This is a genomic window from Methylobacterium sp. CM6257 (assembly GCF_054611515.1).
The window spans coordinates 6,104,796-6,120,331 of sequence record NZ_CM137735.1 but is presented as its reverse complement, the minus strand read 5'-3'; the positions used below and the strand labels follow the sequence as shown (position 1 = coordinate 6,120,331).

Sequence of the window (15,536 nt, the reverse complement as noted above, 5' to 3'; positions counted from 1 at the left end):
CAGGATGGGGGTGCGGGCGGGAGAAACCGCCTTCCTACCCGAGCGCCTCCGCCACCGCCTTGCCGCAGGCCTGCGTGTCCGCGTTGCCGCCGAGGTCGCGGGTGCGCAGCGTCCGCTCGGCCAGGACCCGCTCGATCCCGCTGACAATCTCGGCGGCCGCCGCGTGCTCCCCGAGATGCTCCAGCATCATCGCCCCCGACCAGATCTGGCCGATCGGGTTGGCGATCCCTTGGCCGGCGATGTCCGGCGCCGAGCCGTGGACCGGCTCGAACACCGAGGGATGCACCCGCTCCGGGTTGATGTTGCCGGACGGCGCGATGCCGATCGTGCCCGTGCAGGCCGGTCCCAGATCCGACAGGATGTCGCCGAACAGGTTGGAGGCGACCACCACGTCGAACCGGTCCGGGTTCAGGACGAAATGCGCGGTCAGGATGTCGATGTGGTACTGGTCCCACCGCACGTCCGGATAGGCCTTGGCCATTTCCTTCACCCGCTCGTCCCAGTACGGCATGGTGATCGAGATGCCGTTCGACTTCGTGGCCGAGGTCAGGTGCTTGCGCGGGCGCTTCTGGGCCAGCTCGAAGGCGAATTTCAGGATCCGGTCGACCCCGTGACGGGTCATGATCGTCTCCTGCATGGCGAATTCCCGGTCGGTGCCGGCGAACATCCGCCCGCCCGCGTTCGAGTACTCGCCCTCGGTGTTCTCCCGGACCACCCAGAAGTCGATGTCGCCGGGCTTGCGGTCTGCGAGCGGGCACTTCACCCCCGGCATCAGCCGCACCGGGCGCAGGTTGGCGTACTGGTCGAACTCGCGCCGGAAGAGGATCAGCGAGCCCCACAGGGAGATGTGGTCGGGCACGCGCTCCGGCATGCCGACGGCGCCGAAGTAGATCGCGTCGTGGGTCTCGATCTGCGGCTTCCAGTCCTCCGGCATCATCCGGCCGTGCTTCTCGTAGTAGTCGCAGCTGGCGAAATCGAACCAGTCGAGTTGGAGGCTGAAGCCGTGCCGCTTGGCCGCCCGCTCCAGCACGCGCACGCCCTCGGGCACCACCTCCTTGCCGATGCCGTCGCCCGGGATCACCGCGATGCGGTAGCTGCGCTGCTGGCTGCTGTGTTGGCCGGCCATGGGGTCCCTCATGTGTGTCGGGTCTCGGATCGCGACGCTCGGGCCTTCGCGAGGACCCATCGTATGATCCAGGGTTGTTGCACGCAGGTATCCGGTCAACGCGCCGGCCTGACAATCAGTCGGTTTCGCCCGCCATGGCCCGGCGTTGACGGTCGAGTTCCTCACTGTAGCGCTTGAGTGTGTGGCTCTCGGTGAGCAGACCCAGCACCTTGCGGGTCTCAGGTCCGTCGACGACCGCGAGCGCCTCACTCTCGGTGCGGTCGAAGGCGGCGGCGGCGTCCTTGGCGTTCATGCCCGGCGTAAGGAAATCGCCGGTGTGGAGCAGCAGGTCGGTGAGGGTCGGCCGTGCCCCGGTGACCGAATCCCGCGCGGCCGCGTGCACCTCGGGGACGTTCACCATCCCGGCGTAGCGCCCGCGCCCGTCCACGGCGATCACCCGGGAGGGCGAGCCCAGCGGATGAGCGCGTAGGAAGGTGGGCAGCGGCGTGTCGACCGCCACGGTGCCGGGGTCGCGGCGCATCAGCCGGCCCACGGTCAGCGAGCGGATCCAGCCGACATCGTGTGGGCTGCGGATGCTCTCGCCGCGCAGGTGGAAGCGCCAGGTGGCGAAGGAGTAGCCGAAGGTCTTCCGGACGGTGAGCGAGGACGCGATCACCGCCGCCAGCACGAGCCCGGCGATCGGCAGGCTGCCGGTGACCTCCAGCGCCAGGAACGTCATGGTCAGCGGGCCGCCGATGATCGCCACGGCGAGCGCGCTCATGCCGATCACCGCGTAGGCCAGCGGCGTGAGGCCGAAGCCCGCCAACGGCGGCACCAGCACCGGCGCGAGGGCGGAGAACAGCTTGCCCGCGATGGCGCCGAGGAACAGGGAGGCGAAGAAGAGGCCGCCCCGGAAACCGGAACCGATCGAGATCGCTGAGGCCACCGCCTTGGCGGCGAACAATCCGGCGAGCGCCGCGGCCCCGTGTCCCTGCTCCTCGGCCGCAAAGTGCATGTGCAGGGCGCCGTGGCCGCCCGAGAGCACCTGCGGCGTCGCCAGCAGCGCCAGCGCGCCGACGCACAGGCCCCCGAAGGCCGGAGCGGCCGCCCGTGGCAGCCCCGAGGCCTGGACCAGCCGCTCCACCAGGGTCACACCCCGCATGATCAGGATGCCCAAGGCCGCGCAGAACAGCCCGAGGGCGAGGCTCGGCAGGATCTCCATGCTGGTGACGTGCGATGTCGTGACCGCCTGCATGTCACCGAGATCGACCAGCGGCTGCGTCTCGATCAGCGACCGGGAGACGAGGTTGCCGCAGAGCGCCGCCACGACCACGGGCGTCAGCGTGGCGATGGAGTAGGTGCCGATGATCAACTCGAAGGCGTAGAACGCCCCGGCCAGCGGCGCACCGAAACCTGCCGCGATGGCGCCGGCCGCGCCGCAGCCCACCAGGGTCCGCAAGTCGCTCCTGCGCACCTCAAAGGCGGTTCCCAGCCGCGAGGCGAGGCCGGAGGCAATTTGTGTGTAGCCGGCTTCCAATCCCACCGAGGCGCCGCATCCATTGGAGATCACGTTCTGGAGGGCGAGGTAGACGCTGTCGCGCAGGGACATCCGCCCGCCATGCAGGGCGTTCGCCTCGATCGGATCGATAGCCGGGCGTTTGCGCGGGCCGCGGATGTAATGCATCGCGACGATCAGCGTCCCGAGCAGCGCGCCGCCGAGGCAGGGACCGATGAGCAGGAGCGCCGGCGTGACCGTGTCGGCCGCGCTGAGCCGCATCCCCGACGGAAGGAGGAAGAGCAACTCGCGCAGGCTCTGCGTCACCCAGGTCATGGCGGACACGGCCACACCGGCGACGCAGCCGACGAGGGTCGCCAGCGCGACGAGGCCGCCTTCGCTCCGGCGGACGAGGCTGCGCAGCCGGCCCGGCGCCTGGACGATCCCGATGACGGGCCAGCGCCGGCGGGCGCGTCCGCCCCGCCCCGCAGCCGTTCGGGCCGGCGTCTCCACCGGTTTCTGGGCTGGGCCTTGCCCCTCTCTCGCGGCCGCCGTCGGCTGTCGCGCGCTCACGGTCCGTCCCTTCGTCCCGGCCGACGCGGCCGCGCTCGGTACGGCGGCCTCGTGAGTGCACTTAGAGCGGTGCCGGAGCGCGTTGCAATCAGGGACCGCTCAAGCCTCTCGCTCTGTCCCGCCCGCGCGGTTCGAACTGGACCCCACAGCGGCAGCACCCATTCCGGAGAGCCGAAATCGCCCGGCTTCCACCGTCTTGGCGAACGCACGCATCGATCACCTTGAAAACTGCCGCGGCCCACGATACACCGCCCGCCAGTGCCGCCGTAGCTCAGTTGGTTAGAGCACCAGATTGTGGATCTGGGGGTCCCCCGTTCGAGCCGGGGCGGTGGTACCATCGAATTTCCGATGACGGGTGAAGGGGTTGGCTCAGCGCCAGCCCCTTTTCCGTCGTCTGCTTTGCTTCCTGAAAGTGGTGGCCAGGAAGCGAATAGGAAGCAAATGAGAAACCTTTGTCGCTCTTGAAGGGACGTGGGGGAGCAGATTGCTGAACCGCCATCCGCCGCGAGCGTGCCTCGAGCAGGTGTCGGGTCGCTCCCGCGTCTAACCACCGCGCTCTGCAGGATTGACGTCATCCGTCGCTTGCCTTTGGAAGCGATATGTCCTGCAGCAATCTGCCACGGCAGCCTCTTGCCTGTTTCTGGGCCTCGAATGATCCTCGGCCTTCGGCAGTACCGGGTTCAGCCTTCGGACCGCGAGCCGCTCGTCAGGTTCATGGTCGAAGGCCTTCGCGACGCAGGCTGCCGCATCATCTTCGCGTCGCCGCCAGATAGGGCTCCCTTCGTCATCACGTTCGAGACCCCCGCTGGTGAGCGTATGGGTGTTGTCGCCTACGCCTTCCTCGCCACTAGGACCCCCACCAAGAACCGGCCGCCTGACGAGCGGAGCTTTCAGATCAAGTATGGCCCGAAGCTGCGGGATGAGGACGGCTCACCCGTCCTGCACCGGCTATGGCAAGACCCGCTCGGGCTCTACACGACGCTTCTCGTCGGCATCGATCCTGTGCGCGGCTACTTCGTCTCGCTCGACCCCGAGATGCACAACCCGACGAAGTTTTACATCCGCATCGAGTTCAAGGACCATCACGCTGAGGCGATCCTGGACGGGGGATGGCATGCCTGGGAGCGGGAGCACAGAGGACCGTTCGCTGAGCCAACCGAGGTGCTCGTGGGTGGCCGGCGCAGCAAGCTCTTGGATTTGATCCGCTTCGAGCGAGGCGCATATGGTGTCTCGCAAGGCGATCGGGGGTTGCTGGCAGAGCGTCCAGAACTGGTGCACGAGGTCACCGCTGAGCCGGAGGGGCCGGTAGCCGTCGCCGACGTGACCACCCTCCACCCGCTGGCTGCGGAGCTAGAGCTTTCACCTGACAGGATCATGGAACTGATCGCGAGCGCCCGCCGCCTCAAGATGGCGGTGCGCGGATGGGTGGCAGAGGAGAAGCTACGCGAGGTCCTGGCCGCAACACCGGGCGTGTCAGATTGCGTGCGCCTCGATGAGGAGGGCGGCCCGGACCTTCGCCTGCGCTGGCGAGGCGGTGCGCCGATCACCGTCGAATGCAAGAACGTGCTCCGCAAGAAGAGCGCCGCTGGCCTACCGAAGATCGACTTTCAGAGGACGCGTGCCTCGAAAGGAGACCCTTGCTCGCGCTACTACGCCCCAGACGACTTCGACGTGGTGGCTGGGTGCCTTCACGCTGTGGAGGAGAGGTGGACTTTCCGCTACGCGCTGCCAAGCAGACTTGCCGAGCACGCGCGCTGCCCTGGCAAGATCGGTAACAATGTGTTGGTAGACCCTGCGCTGTGGATCGATGATCCCGGCCCCGTGTTCGAGGCCGCGCGCTCCAGAGTATGAGAGGCTGATGAGGACGCCCCTTGCGATCAGCCTCTTCAGCGGCGCTGGCGGCTTGGACCTCGGCTTCGAGGCCGCGGGCTTCCGTACCGCGGTCGCGCTTGAGTTGGACGCGCGCTGTGTAGAGACCTTGCGGGCAAACCGCTCGTGGCCGGTCATCGAGCGCGACATTGCCAAGGTGCCGACGAAAGAGTTGCTGCGGGTCGGCGATCTCAAACCTGGCCAGGCCGATGTCCTGATCGGTGGGCCGCCGTGTCAGCCGTTCAGCAAGGCAGGCTTCTGGGCGACAGGGCAAGCGCGCCGGCTTGATGATCCCCGTGCCTCGACGCTCGACCATTACCTCCGCGTGCTCGCTGAAGCTCAGCCGCGCACCTTCCTCCTGGAGAATGTCGAGGGTCTCGGCTTCCGAGGCAAAGACGAGGGGCTGCGCCTCGTCCGCGACGCTCTAGGCGCGATCAACGCCGCCACAGGGGCTCGCTACTCGGCCTCGGTGGCTGTGCTGAACGCCGCCGACTATGGCGTGCCGCAGCTGCGCCGGCGGCTCTTCATGGTTGGCGCGCGTGACGGGAGCCAGTTCCGCTTCCCAGCACCAAGCCATGCTGATCCGCTTTCCCTCGACTTGGCCACAAACGCCCACCGCTGGCGGACGGCTTGGGACGCCCTCCACGATGTGCCTGAGACAGATGATCCTGCGCTTCAGATGAAGGGCAAGTGGGCAGCGTTGATGCCCTCCATCCCCGAGGGGCAGAACTACCTCTGGCACACCGAACGAGGGGGCGGCGAGCCGCTGTTCGGTTGGCGCCGGAGGTACTGGTCCTTCCTGTTGAAGCTTGCCAAGGATCAGCCCTCATGGACCCTGGCCGCGCAGCCCGGTCCGGCAACTGGACCATTCCACTGGTCGGGCCGGCGCCTTTCTAAGCAGGAGATGTTGCGTCTCCAGACCTTCCCCGACGACATCGCGGTCGCAGGCTCACTTGCAGACGCACAGCGGCAGCTCGGCAATGCTGTCCCTTCGCTACTAGCTGAGGTCATTGCCAGGGCCATGCGAGTGCAACTGCTCAGGCTCCCCGTGCTGAACGAAGAGCCCACGCTCGCATTGCCAGTGGCCCTAACGCCAGCACCGCCGCCGCGCCGAGCAGCAAAGGTCCCTAGCGCCTACCACTCCCTGCGTGGCAACCACGACGCTCACCCCGGCACGGGCAAGGGCTACGCCGCCGCAACTCGTTCGCGCGGGTCAGGCAAGTTCATCGCTGCCGAGTAGAAAGGCCTGAAGGCGGTCGCGCAGAGCGCCAAAGTCCTTCAACTCACACTCCCAGAGCACAAGCACCCGCCAGCCGAGGGCCCGAAGCGCGGCCTCTGAACATGCGTCCCGTTCGACATTTCGGGCGAGTTTAGGGTGCCAGTAGGCGATACGCGAACGGGGAAGGGTGGCGTGACGGCATCCTGGATGCTGATGCCAGAAGCACCCATGAACCTGAATGGCCACCTTATGGCGTGGCAACACAATATCCGGCGTTCCAGGCAGGTCAGCCCTGTGAAGCCGAAAGCGGAAGCCCATGGCGTGCAACGCCTTGCGCACCACCATTTCCGGGATAGTGTTCTTTTTGCGTATTGCCCGCATGACATTTGATCGGGCACAAGCTGAGAGCGGCAATTTGCTTACTCAACCTCCACCAACATTCGCGGCACAGAGCGGTCGATCATTCTATTCCGCTACTGTTCCAACCTTCCTTGACGACGACCCTCATACCATCATTGGACGGCTCTCCAGCGGACATGCGAAATTCCACGCTGCCGCCGATGCTGAGCAACTCCGAGCATGGGATCGAGAGATCCACCTGCTCAAGGAAGCCCTACAACTGATCTCACAAACAACTGTCAATTGGACAGTTATGATTGAGTGCCCGCTTCTCAGGCTGGGTAAGCGCCTGGACACCGTTATCCTAGCGCCAGGCACCGTTATAATTATTGAGTTCAAAACAGGTCGCCAGCTTTCGAATAGCAGTGGTCGCACGCAAGTCGGTAGATATGCTCAGCTACTCCGAGATTTTCACGAGGTAAGCCAACAACAGCGGATCGTTCCGGTCCTATGTGTCGAGAACGCGAAGCACACGCCGATCAAGTTGCAGATTAAAGACGGCGTATCAAATCTCATAGCGGTGAACGGCAGAAGCCTCGCCGCCCTCCTGGAGCTGATTGCAAATGATCTAGATATCATTGAACCTCCTATCGACGCACTCACGTTCGATTTGTCGCCGTACCGGCCTACGCCAACAATCGTCCAAGCGGCGCAGTCTCTCTATGCAGGCCATCAAATCACCGAAATTAGCCGCGGCGACGCTGCCGACCTTGAATTGCTTGCCGCTGCGGCTTCCCTCCGCGAGGAAGCCGCGGTGGCGGAGAAGTTGCAACAGCATGTAATATGCTTTGTAACTGGCGCGCCAGGCGCGGGCAAAACATTGCTCGGGCTTGATCTCGCATTGAAGAGCCGACAGGCAACACATCCTGCTGCCTTCCTGTCTGGCAATCGACCACTTGTACATGTTCTAACTGAAGCGCTTGCCGATGACAAAGCGGAGCGAACACAAACACCCAAATCTGATGCAAGGTACGAAGCCGAAGCCGCCATACAGAACCTGCTCGGCTACCTGAAAGAACACACTGACGGAGCCACACCGCCGGAAAATATAATTATTTTTGACGAGGCTCAGAGAGCCTGGGACGAAATGGTCGGTCAAAAATTGATGGGACGGCCGACCTCCGAGCCTAAACTCTTCCTCGACATCCTAAGCCGACTTGATTGGGCGTGCCTGGTTTGTTTGGTTGGCGCTGGCCAGGAAATCAACCGTGGCGAGGGCGGCCTACCACTCTGGGGCAAGGCCCTGGCTAGCTCAGCGTCAGCCGGGCGCCGCTGGCGCGTGGTGGCTGCACCACAAGCCTTGGAAGGAGGACCCGACGTAGCGGGAGCTGGCCTGCTTGATGGGGCGAAACTCGAGCCGCCGAGCCTACGATCCCAGCCCCAGTTTCACCTTTCCAACTCGATGCGCACATACCGAAATCCACTGCACGGACAATGGGTAGCCGCATTACTGACGGGCAATCTCGTCAAGGCAAAAGAACTTGCACATCAGATGGCGGAACCGCCTGCGCGAATAACCAGGGATTTGTCAAACGCAAAGAACTGGTTAAGGCACCGCCGTATAGACGGGAGATCAGTTGGAATTCTGGCTAGTTCCGGAGCCGTCCGCCTTATCGGCGAAGGCCTTCCACCCGCCCCGCATTCCAAAGAATTAAATGCGATCGGTCACTGGTTCCTCCGACCAACCAGCGACTTTCGAAGTTCTAATGCTCTAGAATTGCCTATGAGCGAATTTGGATGCCAGGGTCTCGAATTAGATTACGCTGCACTCGTCTGGGGAGGAGACCTCATCTGGTCGGAAGGCAAGTGGACACCTCGAACCATGCTTTCACCAAAATGGAAAGTCATGCGTCAAGGCGAAAGACAACGATTTCGGCTAAACGGATACCGAGTTTTGCTCACGCGAGCGCGTGCCGGGCTTATCATTTGCGTACCTCCTGGCAGTGCGGACGATCCGACACGCTTGCCTGCCGAGGCTGACCTCATTGCGGCCGCCTTGATAGAAGCGGGCTGCGCTACAATCAGCGAGGGTAATTAGCACTTTAGTGCCAGCCGAGATTTCATACTATACTTTACCGCAGCCGCTCTAGAACTTGCCGCGCATTCCCAACTTCCAAAACTTCCGCACAGCAACTCTGGATGCGGACACTAATAACTTGCTGTGGAATTTCGCCGCGAACTGAGGGCACGGCCGCAACATCGAGAAACCTCAGGCTTTCCCGAGCTAAATTTAGGTCGAAGCGATGATGCTCATCATCTTCAAGAGTTGCACCGGCAGAAGCAAGAACATTTTCTCGCAGTGTGCGCCTCGCCTCGGGATCAGAGATCTGCGCCTCCAGTTCCGATAGAAGACCGAGGACACTACTTCCAACCGGGTCGCGTCGTACAACTATCGAAGCAACCCAAACTTCAAGCCCCTGGGGCGGCCGCAACTGCTCTAGTGCAAATTCATGCACGCGGTCAAAGTCGCGGCAACTCTTGACTTCCAATCCGAACTCCGTTCCCAGGAAGTCGAAACGTTCATGAGGATCCGCCCTCCAACGACGGAGCGCTAATAGCGGATCCCCCACTTCCTTGATGATTAATAACTCGGCCCAGAGCCCCTGAAGACGCTTTCGGCCTTCCTCCTCAAGTCTGCTCAACAAGTTGGTTAGCCGCTGGAGCCAAGCTGACACCGCTTGAGGGCTTGGATCGGCCCCCAATTCGCCGATCGCATCAGCATAGAGCCGGATAAAAAGGTCTGCGAGTGCCGGCACTTCCGCACGACAGATGATCAGGCTTCCATCTAAAACTCGGTCAGTTGTTCCGCCGGTACGGACCCGGCAGCGCACACCCTGCCGAACATCAAGGTTGCGCAACTGCACATCGGCGCCTATCTGCCGGCCGCGCGTTTCTATCAGCGCGCAAAGCTGACCAAGGTTCGATAGACCGAGGTGATATCGTTCGAAACCCGGCACCGGAAGCGCGACGATGGTGTCGGGTTCGCTTGATCGCGGCTCAGCCTCAAGCTGAACTCGAAGAGTTCTGAGTGATGAAAGCACTCTCAGTCCCGGGGTTGGAAAACACCATCGCGACGGTATTGCTCCGGCACGTATACGGCGACAACACGAACGTCAGAACCGCAATCCTTTTTGCTCTCCTTCTCATGTAGATCAAGATGGTGAACTTGGATCGTGAAGCGGCCCGAGGAGCGGATTTTATTATCGCCAGGATATCCGGTGCCTGGATTTGGGCCCTGGAAGATATTTTCGATCGCTCCGCTTCCGAGCACAGCACGACCTCTTCTGCGACCTCGGCTCATGAGGTACAGATCGCATAAGAGAGGCGGGTCACCAGGCTTGAGTGCATCAAGCGCAGCGCGAATTTGGAGCAACATCAAGGTAAAATCAAAAACATCCTCATCGTCCTCGAAGGACAGAGGCACCAGCAGGTTCTCATAAACATCTTCCAAAGGAAGTTCGCTCGCAACAAGATGCTGCTGAGCGCCAGTCCATCCGTTTTGCTGAGCTTCTGGATCGAGAACGAGCTGCCCTCCCAGTGCAGCAACAAAACGATCGATAACACCCCGATTATGCTCTGGATCCTCGACTGGCGTGTGAGGCCACACCCACTCCTTCGCGCGTCCTCTCATCGTATCCAGCGCCATCACCGAGCGCCGTGTAGGCCTCAGGCTGCTATCCAGAAAGAAGAGGCGTCTCCATGCCTTCAGAGGTTTGTCGCCATGGGCCTTAAGGGCCCCTCGAACACTTTCCTCATGCTCGACGTAGGCAGTGAAGGCACTCGCAACATCATCATCAACAAAAATTCGCAGCAGATTTAGATATTTCTGCTTGTAGCCGAAAAAACGCGCCCGCTGCTGTATCGTATCTGCAGTACCTGTACCCGCGCCACGCGGCATATAAGTGACAGTCAGGCCCTCAACCGTAAACCCACGATCGAGCCCGGCACCGCCGACTAGGATAAACCCGAAACTCTCGCTCCAAGGAAAGCTTGGAATACGGCCATTCACCGCATTAACAACTCTAACCATCGTATCTTCAAGCGCGTAGCTCAGTTCCGACCACAACTCTTCGAACGGCGGGAGTTCTCCCGTTGCTAGAAGATCATCATAGGCGGCCTCAAAGTCACGTCGCAGTTCCAGTTGGTCCGGCGACCCGACATCGCGAAGGACCAGCTCCCAATTCTGTTTGATGCGTCGAGCCCACGTTGCATACGCTTCGTGCATGGTCGTGAGATGGGAAGGGTGCACCATCATGGTGCGGTTCCCTTCCCGACCCTCAATCACCCCAACGGCGACACCCAAGAAGAAGAGGCGCATCGCCCTTTCGAGCGATGGTGGAGGGCCATCGGTAGGTTGATGGACACCGGGAAGATCCTCATTCGGGATCGGGCGAATATAGGGCGAGCCATCAAAGAAAAGGCTTTTGCCTCCAACGTATCCGTCACCCGGAATTAGCAAACGCTGGAAATCAGGCGAGAGAGCATCGATACGGCTGATGAGCAATGGCGCCTGAGGTGTCGCCGTATACTGCAGGTAGGTATGAAATGGTATCGTTCGTCTCAGATCCAGTATCGCTGCGTAGGTTGCGCTCTGGCCATTCTGCCGAGTTTTCGTGTTGAGACCCGCCTGGTCGCCCTCGTCGTCAATAATGATAGCTGCGGTGCGGGAAAGATCACAATCGCGGAGAAGGTCTTTGAGGTCCTCCAGACGAGTGGCATTTTTCATGACAACTATGAGGAGAGTGCGACAGCGCTCTTTGTTGTCCGGATAACGATCCCAGATCGCAAGCGCGCTCCTTACGCTATCCTTTTCAGCGGAGTTTGGCCTGGGGTTTACCAAAGTACGCCAAAACTTTCCGCGCGCGCCTAAAATTCCAAGGTCGCCGGTCAGCCGATCCTCATTTTGCCCGAGTAGGTTTGTTTTGGTTCCCGCCAAAACGATGACAAGTCGGTACCCATTGTCTCGCGCAAGCGCAGTCACTGTCGTGAAAGAGAGCGTCTTTCCGCTCTGTACATATCCGATGACCAGGCCTGTTCGACGTTCCCCATCTGCGCGCGGAGGCAAACAACGGCCGACGATCTCAAGGTTCTCCGTGAGGACCTTTTCTGCCGCCTGCGCACCAAAGCCCTTACGTTCCAAAAGAGAATTAGCTTCGATACCTACTGTGGGCTTCCAGAGGCGGCCGTCCGCCTCGGTTGCCTCGATGCTGATCGTTGCTGCGTTGCCCATTCTGCACTTCGCTCGTTAGATTAGCCCGCGAAATTTACACGCAGTAGTTCGTTCATCGAGGTTCGCACGCGACCCGCAAGCCGCGCGCCTCCATCGCGTGCCAATGTCTCCGACAGGACAAGTGCCATCGCGAGGCGGGCAAGCCCTTGAATTTGTACGTCATCACAACCGCTGAAGTACCGTTGTGTAAAAGGATGCAGCATGGCTATTCGCAAACCAAGCCTTCGAACTTCCCCGACGGTTTGCATCGCATGATCACTGATACGCAACCAGTCACAGGTTGGATCTTTATAGTCCAACGCAAGTTCCACCTGCCACTTGGATCCGCCGACATCAAACTCAAACCTCTGAGAGACGTCGTCCTCTTTTGCGCGCAAAATCTTTTGAGGCGCCTCGGACGACTTAGGCGCCTTCGCAATAACGTCCTGGATTTTTGATATTTTTTCTCCTAGCGATTTCGGCTCGATCTCCACATGCATCTTTGCGACGGCCTTTTGCGCAGCCGGCCTGCTTTCACGAGCCGCCTCCATCGATCGCCAATTATGCACCTGGTCAAGAATTGGCATCGGCTTGGAAGCCAAAACAGTCTTTAGCTTTGTAACAAATTCTTCTTCCGCTTCGTCCCAGCGGATGCCATCCTTGGTGTGACTTACTTTGAAGCCAACCAGATTGATCTCGCCAAATATGCGCTGGTAGGCAAAGGAATTTGCGGCTCCGAAAATTTCAGCCGGGCGGTATGTCTCATCCGCGCTGCCTTCTATGAGGCGATTGCGTCTCATGAGCGCGAAACCGGCTCTCGCTGTTGAGCCTCTTGCCCTAATTGCGACGAAGCCATCAGCTCGGCGTCCGCCCGATAAGTCGATACTAAATTCCTTTCGCCAAGTCTTAGGGCTTCCGCTCTTGTCCTTCCAATAGGGCGCGACGAGGATCTCTGGCTCTTCGTGCAAGAGCAATTCACCGTTTAACCGCAACTCGAGGTCACCTCGGCGCGTGAAGCAACGATATATACTAGCAAGATGGTCTCGAATTTTCGCCGTTGTCTTCGATTGCGGCATCTTGCGAACTTGATCAAGTACTATTTCTGTATAATGAAATTCGCGGTCTACCGTACGTGTTTCCACCTCGAGTTCCTCGATGGTGTCGCGCACGATGCGCTCGATGTCGAAACTGACAATTCTTTCGATATTTTCGCCAAGAGCTGACGTTCGCACAGACCACTTAGGGGAGAACCAAGCAGCAGCGCTTTTCATTCCCATTCCGAATTCGGACAGCCCGCTCGCGTCATGCGGGACCTCAGCCGGCCGGAATGCTCTAGGGAATGCGTCCGGTCCAATGCCGCCGGCGTTGTCACGAATGGTGATGCGCTCGGCAGCAGGATCAATGTCGATGTCGACGGACAGCGGAAACTTAGAACCTTCAAGTTCCCGCAAATCTTTGCGGCAGGCCAGGTAACTTTGCAGAGCGTTGTCGACAAATTCAGCCAGCGCGTACCACGGCTTGTAATTGAGGTGTGGCAGGACGGAAAGTATGCTGACGCCCGGACGAATACTAACCCGACTGATAGCATTCATCTGTTCGATCCTGCTGCCCTGATCATCGTTGCGATGTGGAGCAAATTCGCAGCAACTCGCTCTACTACACGTGCGTTGACTGCATTACCTAGCGCCCGAGTGGTTGGTCCCATCGCGCTTGGCAGATGCTTTAGTTCGCCGAGGTCCTGCAGTCTGGCCCGCTCAGAAGCAGTCATGTATCGCTTCTCCCAGGCAATGATAGGCACCTGGGACGAAGATCCCGCAACTAAGGTAGGCGCGCTGTCCGGTGATTTCGCACGAATACCAGAGCCGCGAAGTTGAACGACGGTCTCCCAGACCGATCTATGCCCGTCGAAGTTCCACTCGAATTTTTGGAAGCTATGATCAAAAGGGTGCAAGCGAGGCAGCCAGGGGTCGATCCAGTCTCTGTTTTGCTCGTAAAGATCGCGGTTTAGCTGGAGAAAGCGCCGCTTCCATTCGGGAAAAGGCTTAGCAGACCGAGCGTAAGTCGGCAGGCGAGAAGCTACCTCGTCCATGCTGGCTACGTTCAAACTCTGGCCGAATGCGCCACGGTAGTTCTGCAGGACCTCGAGGGGTACAGCCAGCGGCGCTGTCGTAGCAAAGGGATATGTCGCACCGAACTCGGCCGTCCATATTGGAAACCAAGGCTTTCGGCGGTCGTTTGGGTAAGCGTCGAGGAATGCTTGCCAAACCTCTAACGCATCCTCAACGCGTTTTGAGATCCGCGCGGCCTCTTTGGGATCCGTATCCAAAAGCGCACGAAGATCTGGCTGGCCCCCAACTCCCACTGGCCATGTGAAACTTTCGAGGCCGTCACGAGCGCCTACGATCAGCAGCCGCTCACGAATTTGCGGCACACCAAATTCGTGAGCAGAGAGCACCTTCGCATCGACGGCGTAACCTGCATGGCGAAGTTCAAGGCTCAGCCACCGCCATGTTCGCCCGTTGTCGTGACGTAGCAGGTTGGGAACGTTCTCCAGGATGAAATATTTTGGTCGTCGAGCCCGCAACCATCGAATTATCAGCGGGGCAAAATCGCCATTCTTTGGACAGTTGAGGCCCGTTTGTGGACCCGCCTTCGAGAAGGGCTGGCATGGAAACCCGGCGCAGAGAACATCAAATTCGGGAATGCCTTCAGGATCAATCGCGCGGATATCACCTTCGGCCTCGATGCCGAAATTTTTCTTATAGAGGCTCCGCAGCCCAGGATCGATTTCTGATGCGAGCACGCATTCATGACCGAGCCGTCGCAATGCGACGTGGAAGCCTCCCAGCCCCGCGAAAAGGTCTATGAACCGCAACTGAGACAACCCGACCAATCCGCGAGTGCGCCATGCCCTTAGTGAGTGCGCTCCGTGGCGTTAAGGTAGCGTGTTGGGAGTGAGGACGCCAAGGGGTCTAGTTGCGGCATCCCCAGCGGTGGCCTTCATCTGCCGCGGCGCGGGCCTCCTAAACTGCCCCTCCTTCGCAACGTGCATTCTCAACCATCCAGAGCGCCATTGTATGAGGTTGCGTCATACTGGTTAACGGCGAGGTGGGCTCGACATTCGGACGGGCCGCGCTGCGCAGCAGAACTTTCAGCTTGGCGGAGGCGAGTTCGAAGGGGTTGAAGTCGGGTCTGCAAGCGGGGGAGGTGCAGGACCCGAGTTTCCCGCTGCCAGCGCTGGGACGCGCCGGTCTCAACGGCATGGACACGCACTCGCGGAGGTCGACGGACGGGGCTGAGCACATCCGCGCTCTCCTTCTCCAATCAACCCCTAGACCTTTTATCCATTCAAACTCGCGCGGACAGCGTTCTTGGATGGGCAGTGGTTATTTTATTAGATCAAAATCTCCTCAGGTCGAACTATCTTCATTGTGAACTTTTGGAAAATTTTAGATCTGCAGCGTTAATACCATGGAAGCGAGGTAGGCCTGGAAGCCGGCCGTTGTGAAACGCGCGCCTCCGATCGCCGGGCCAACCGCTCGGGCGTACATCACCGCGAGGCGGCGGATCTCGATCGTGTTGCTGGTCTCCGTCCCAAAGTCTGCAGGCCGACACCGCGTCGATGATGCAGTTGCGGAAGTGACTTCGGCAGCTTCCTCGGGCGTGA

At 60.5% G+C, this 15,536-nt stretch carries 10 protein-coding genes and 1 tRNA gene; 4 read left to right on the top strand and 7 right to left on the bottom strand.

What is annotated here, in order from left to right:
• Positions 1-34 precede the first annotated feature (34 nt).
• Positions 35-1,126 carry a tartrate dehydrogenase gene (locus ACYCO6_RS29765; RefSeq protein ID WP_459766097.1) on the bottom strand — a complete coding sequence of 364 codons (1,092 nt, stop codon included), beginning with the start codon at positions 1,124-1,126 and terminating at the stop codon, positions 35-37.
• A 115-nt stretch (positions 1,127-1,241) separates the two neighbouring features.
• Positions 1,242-3,173: a chloride channel protein gene (locus ACYCO6_RS29760; protein ID WP_459766095.1), complete on the bottom strand. Its 1,932-nt coding sequence runs from the start codon at positions 3,171-3,173 to the stop codon at positions 1,242-1,244.
• 260 nt (positions 3,174-3,433) lie between these two features.
• On the opposite strand from ACYCO6_RS29760, the gene ACYCO6_RS29755 reads away from it, so the two are divergent.
• From ACYCO6_RS29755 to ACYCO6_RS29745, 3 genes are all read left to right on the top strand, one after another.
• A tRNA-His gene (locus ACYCO6_RS29755) sits at positions 3,434-3,510 on the top strand.
• 314 nt (positions 3,511-3,824) lie between these two features.
• Positions 3,825-5,024 (top strand): hypothetical protein, encoded by a 1,200-nt coding sequence (locus ACYCO6_RS29750; RefSeq protein WP_459766093.1) that lies wholly within the window; start codon positions 3,825-3,827, stop codon positions 5,022-5,024.
• A gap of 7 nt (positions 5,025-5,031) precedes the next feature.
• Entirely contained in the window at positions 5,032-6,282 is a 1,251-nt protein-coding gene (locus ACYCO6_RS29745) for a DNA cytosine methyltransferase (RefSeq protein WP_459766091.1), read from the top strand.
• Here ACYCO6_RS29745 and ACYCO6_RS29740 read toward each other — a convergent pair.
• Positions 6,256-6,606 carry a very short patch repair endonuclease gene (locus tag ACYCO6_RS29740; RefSeq protein WP_459766089.1) on the bottom strand — a complete coding sequence of 117 codons (351 nt, stop codon included), beginning with the start codon at positions 6,604-6,606 and terminating at the stop codon, positions 6,256-6,258. The two genes, ACYCO6_RS29745 and ACYCO6_RS29740, sit on opposite strands and share 27 nt — an antisense overlap.
• Here ACYCO6_RS29740 and ACYCO6_RS29735 point away from each other — a divergent pair.
• Positions 6,578-8,698 carry a DNA/RNA helicase domain-containing protein gene (locus tag ACYCO6_RS29735; RefSeq protein WP_459766087.1) on the top strand — a complete coding sequence of 707 codons (2,121 nt, stop codon included), beginning with the start codon at positions 6,578-6,580 and terminating at the stop codon, positions 8,696-8,698. The two genes, ACYCO6_RS29740 and ACYCO6_RS29735, sit on opposite strands and share 29 nt — an antisense overlap.
• 34 nt (positions 8,699-8,732) lie before the next feature.
• On the opposite strand, the gene ACYCO6_RS29730 is transcribed toward ACYCO6_RS29735, so the two are convergent.
• Genes ACYCO6_RS29730 through ACYCO6_RS29715 form a run of 4 tightly spaced genes read right to left on the bottom strand, consistent with a single transcriptional unit; the run spans position 8,733 to position 14,753 of the window.
• On the bottom strand, positions 8,733-9,701 hold the full coding sequence (locus ACYCO6_RS29730) for a PD-(D/E)XK motif protein (RefSeq protein ID WP_459766085.1): 969 nt from the start codon (positions 9,699-9,701) through the stop codon (positions 8,733-8,735).
• Between the two features lie 2 nt (positions 9,702-9,703).
• The gene (locus tag ACYCO6_RS29725; protein WP_459766083.1) at positions 9,704-11,890 is read right to left on the bottom strand and encodes a Z1 domain-containing protein; all 2,187 of its coding nucleotides are present in this window, start codon (positions 11,888-11,890) and stop codon (positions 9,704-9,706) included.
• 20 nt (positions 11,891-11,910) lie between these two features.
• Positions 11,911-13,461: an ATP-binding protein gene (locus ACYCO6_RS29720; protein WP_459766081.1), complete on the bottom strand. Its 1,551-nt coding sequence runs from the start codon at positions 13,459-13,461 to the stop codon at positions 11,911-11,913.
• The gene (locus ACYCO6_RS29715; RefSeq protein ID WP_459766079.1) at positions 13,458-14,753 is read right to left on the bottom strand and encodes a DNA cytosine methyltransferase; all 1,296 of its coding nucleotides are present in this window, start codon (positions 14,751-14,753) and stop codon (positions 13,458-13,460) included. The genes ACYCO6_RS29720 and ACYCO6_RS29715 overlap by 4 nt, the downstream gene beginning before the upstream one ends.
• Between the last annotated feature and the right edge of the window lie 783 nt (positions 14,754-15,536).

Bases quoted from the DNA above. Each gene is read 5' to 3' on its own strand.
- ACYCO6_RS29765 (WP_459766097.1), bottom strand. From the start codon at position 1,126: ATGGCCGGCCAACACAGCAGCCAGCAGCGCAGCTACCGCATCGCGGTG.
- ACYCO6_RS29740 (WP_459766089.1), bottom strand. From the start codon at position 6,606: ATGGTGGTGCGCAAGGCGTTGCACGCCATGGGCTTCCGCTTTCGGCTT.
- ACYCO6_RS29725 (WP_459766083.1), bottom strand. From the start codon at position 11,890: ATGGGCAACGCAGCAACGATCAGCATCGAGGCAACCGAGGCGGACGGC.
- ACYCO6_RS29720 (WP_459766081.1), bottom strand. From the start codon at position 13,461: ATGAATGCTATCAGTCGGGTTAGTATTCGTCCGGGCGTCAGCATACTT.
- ACYCO6_RS29735 (WP_459766087.1), top strand. From the start codon at position 6,578: ATGGCGTGCAACGCCTTGCGCACCACCATTTCCGGGATAGTGTTCTTT.
- ACYCO6_RS29745 (WP_459766091.1), top strand. From the start codon at position 5,032: ATGAGGACGCCCCTTGCGATCAGCCTCTTCAGCGGCGCTGGCGGCTTG.
- ACYCO6_RS29750 (WP_459766093.1), top strand. From the start codon at position 3,825: ATGATCCTCGGCCTTCGGCAGTACCGGGTTCAGCCTTCGGACCGCGAG.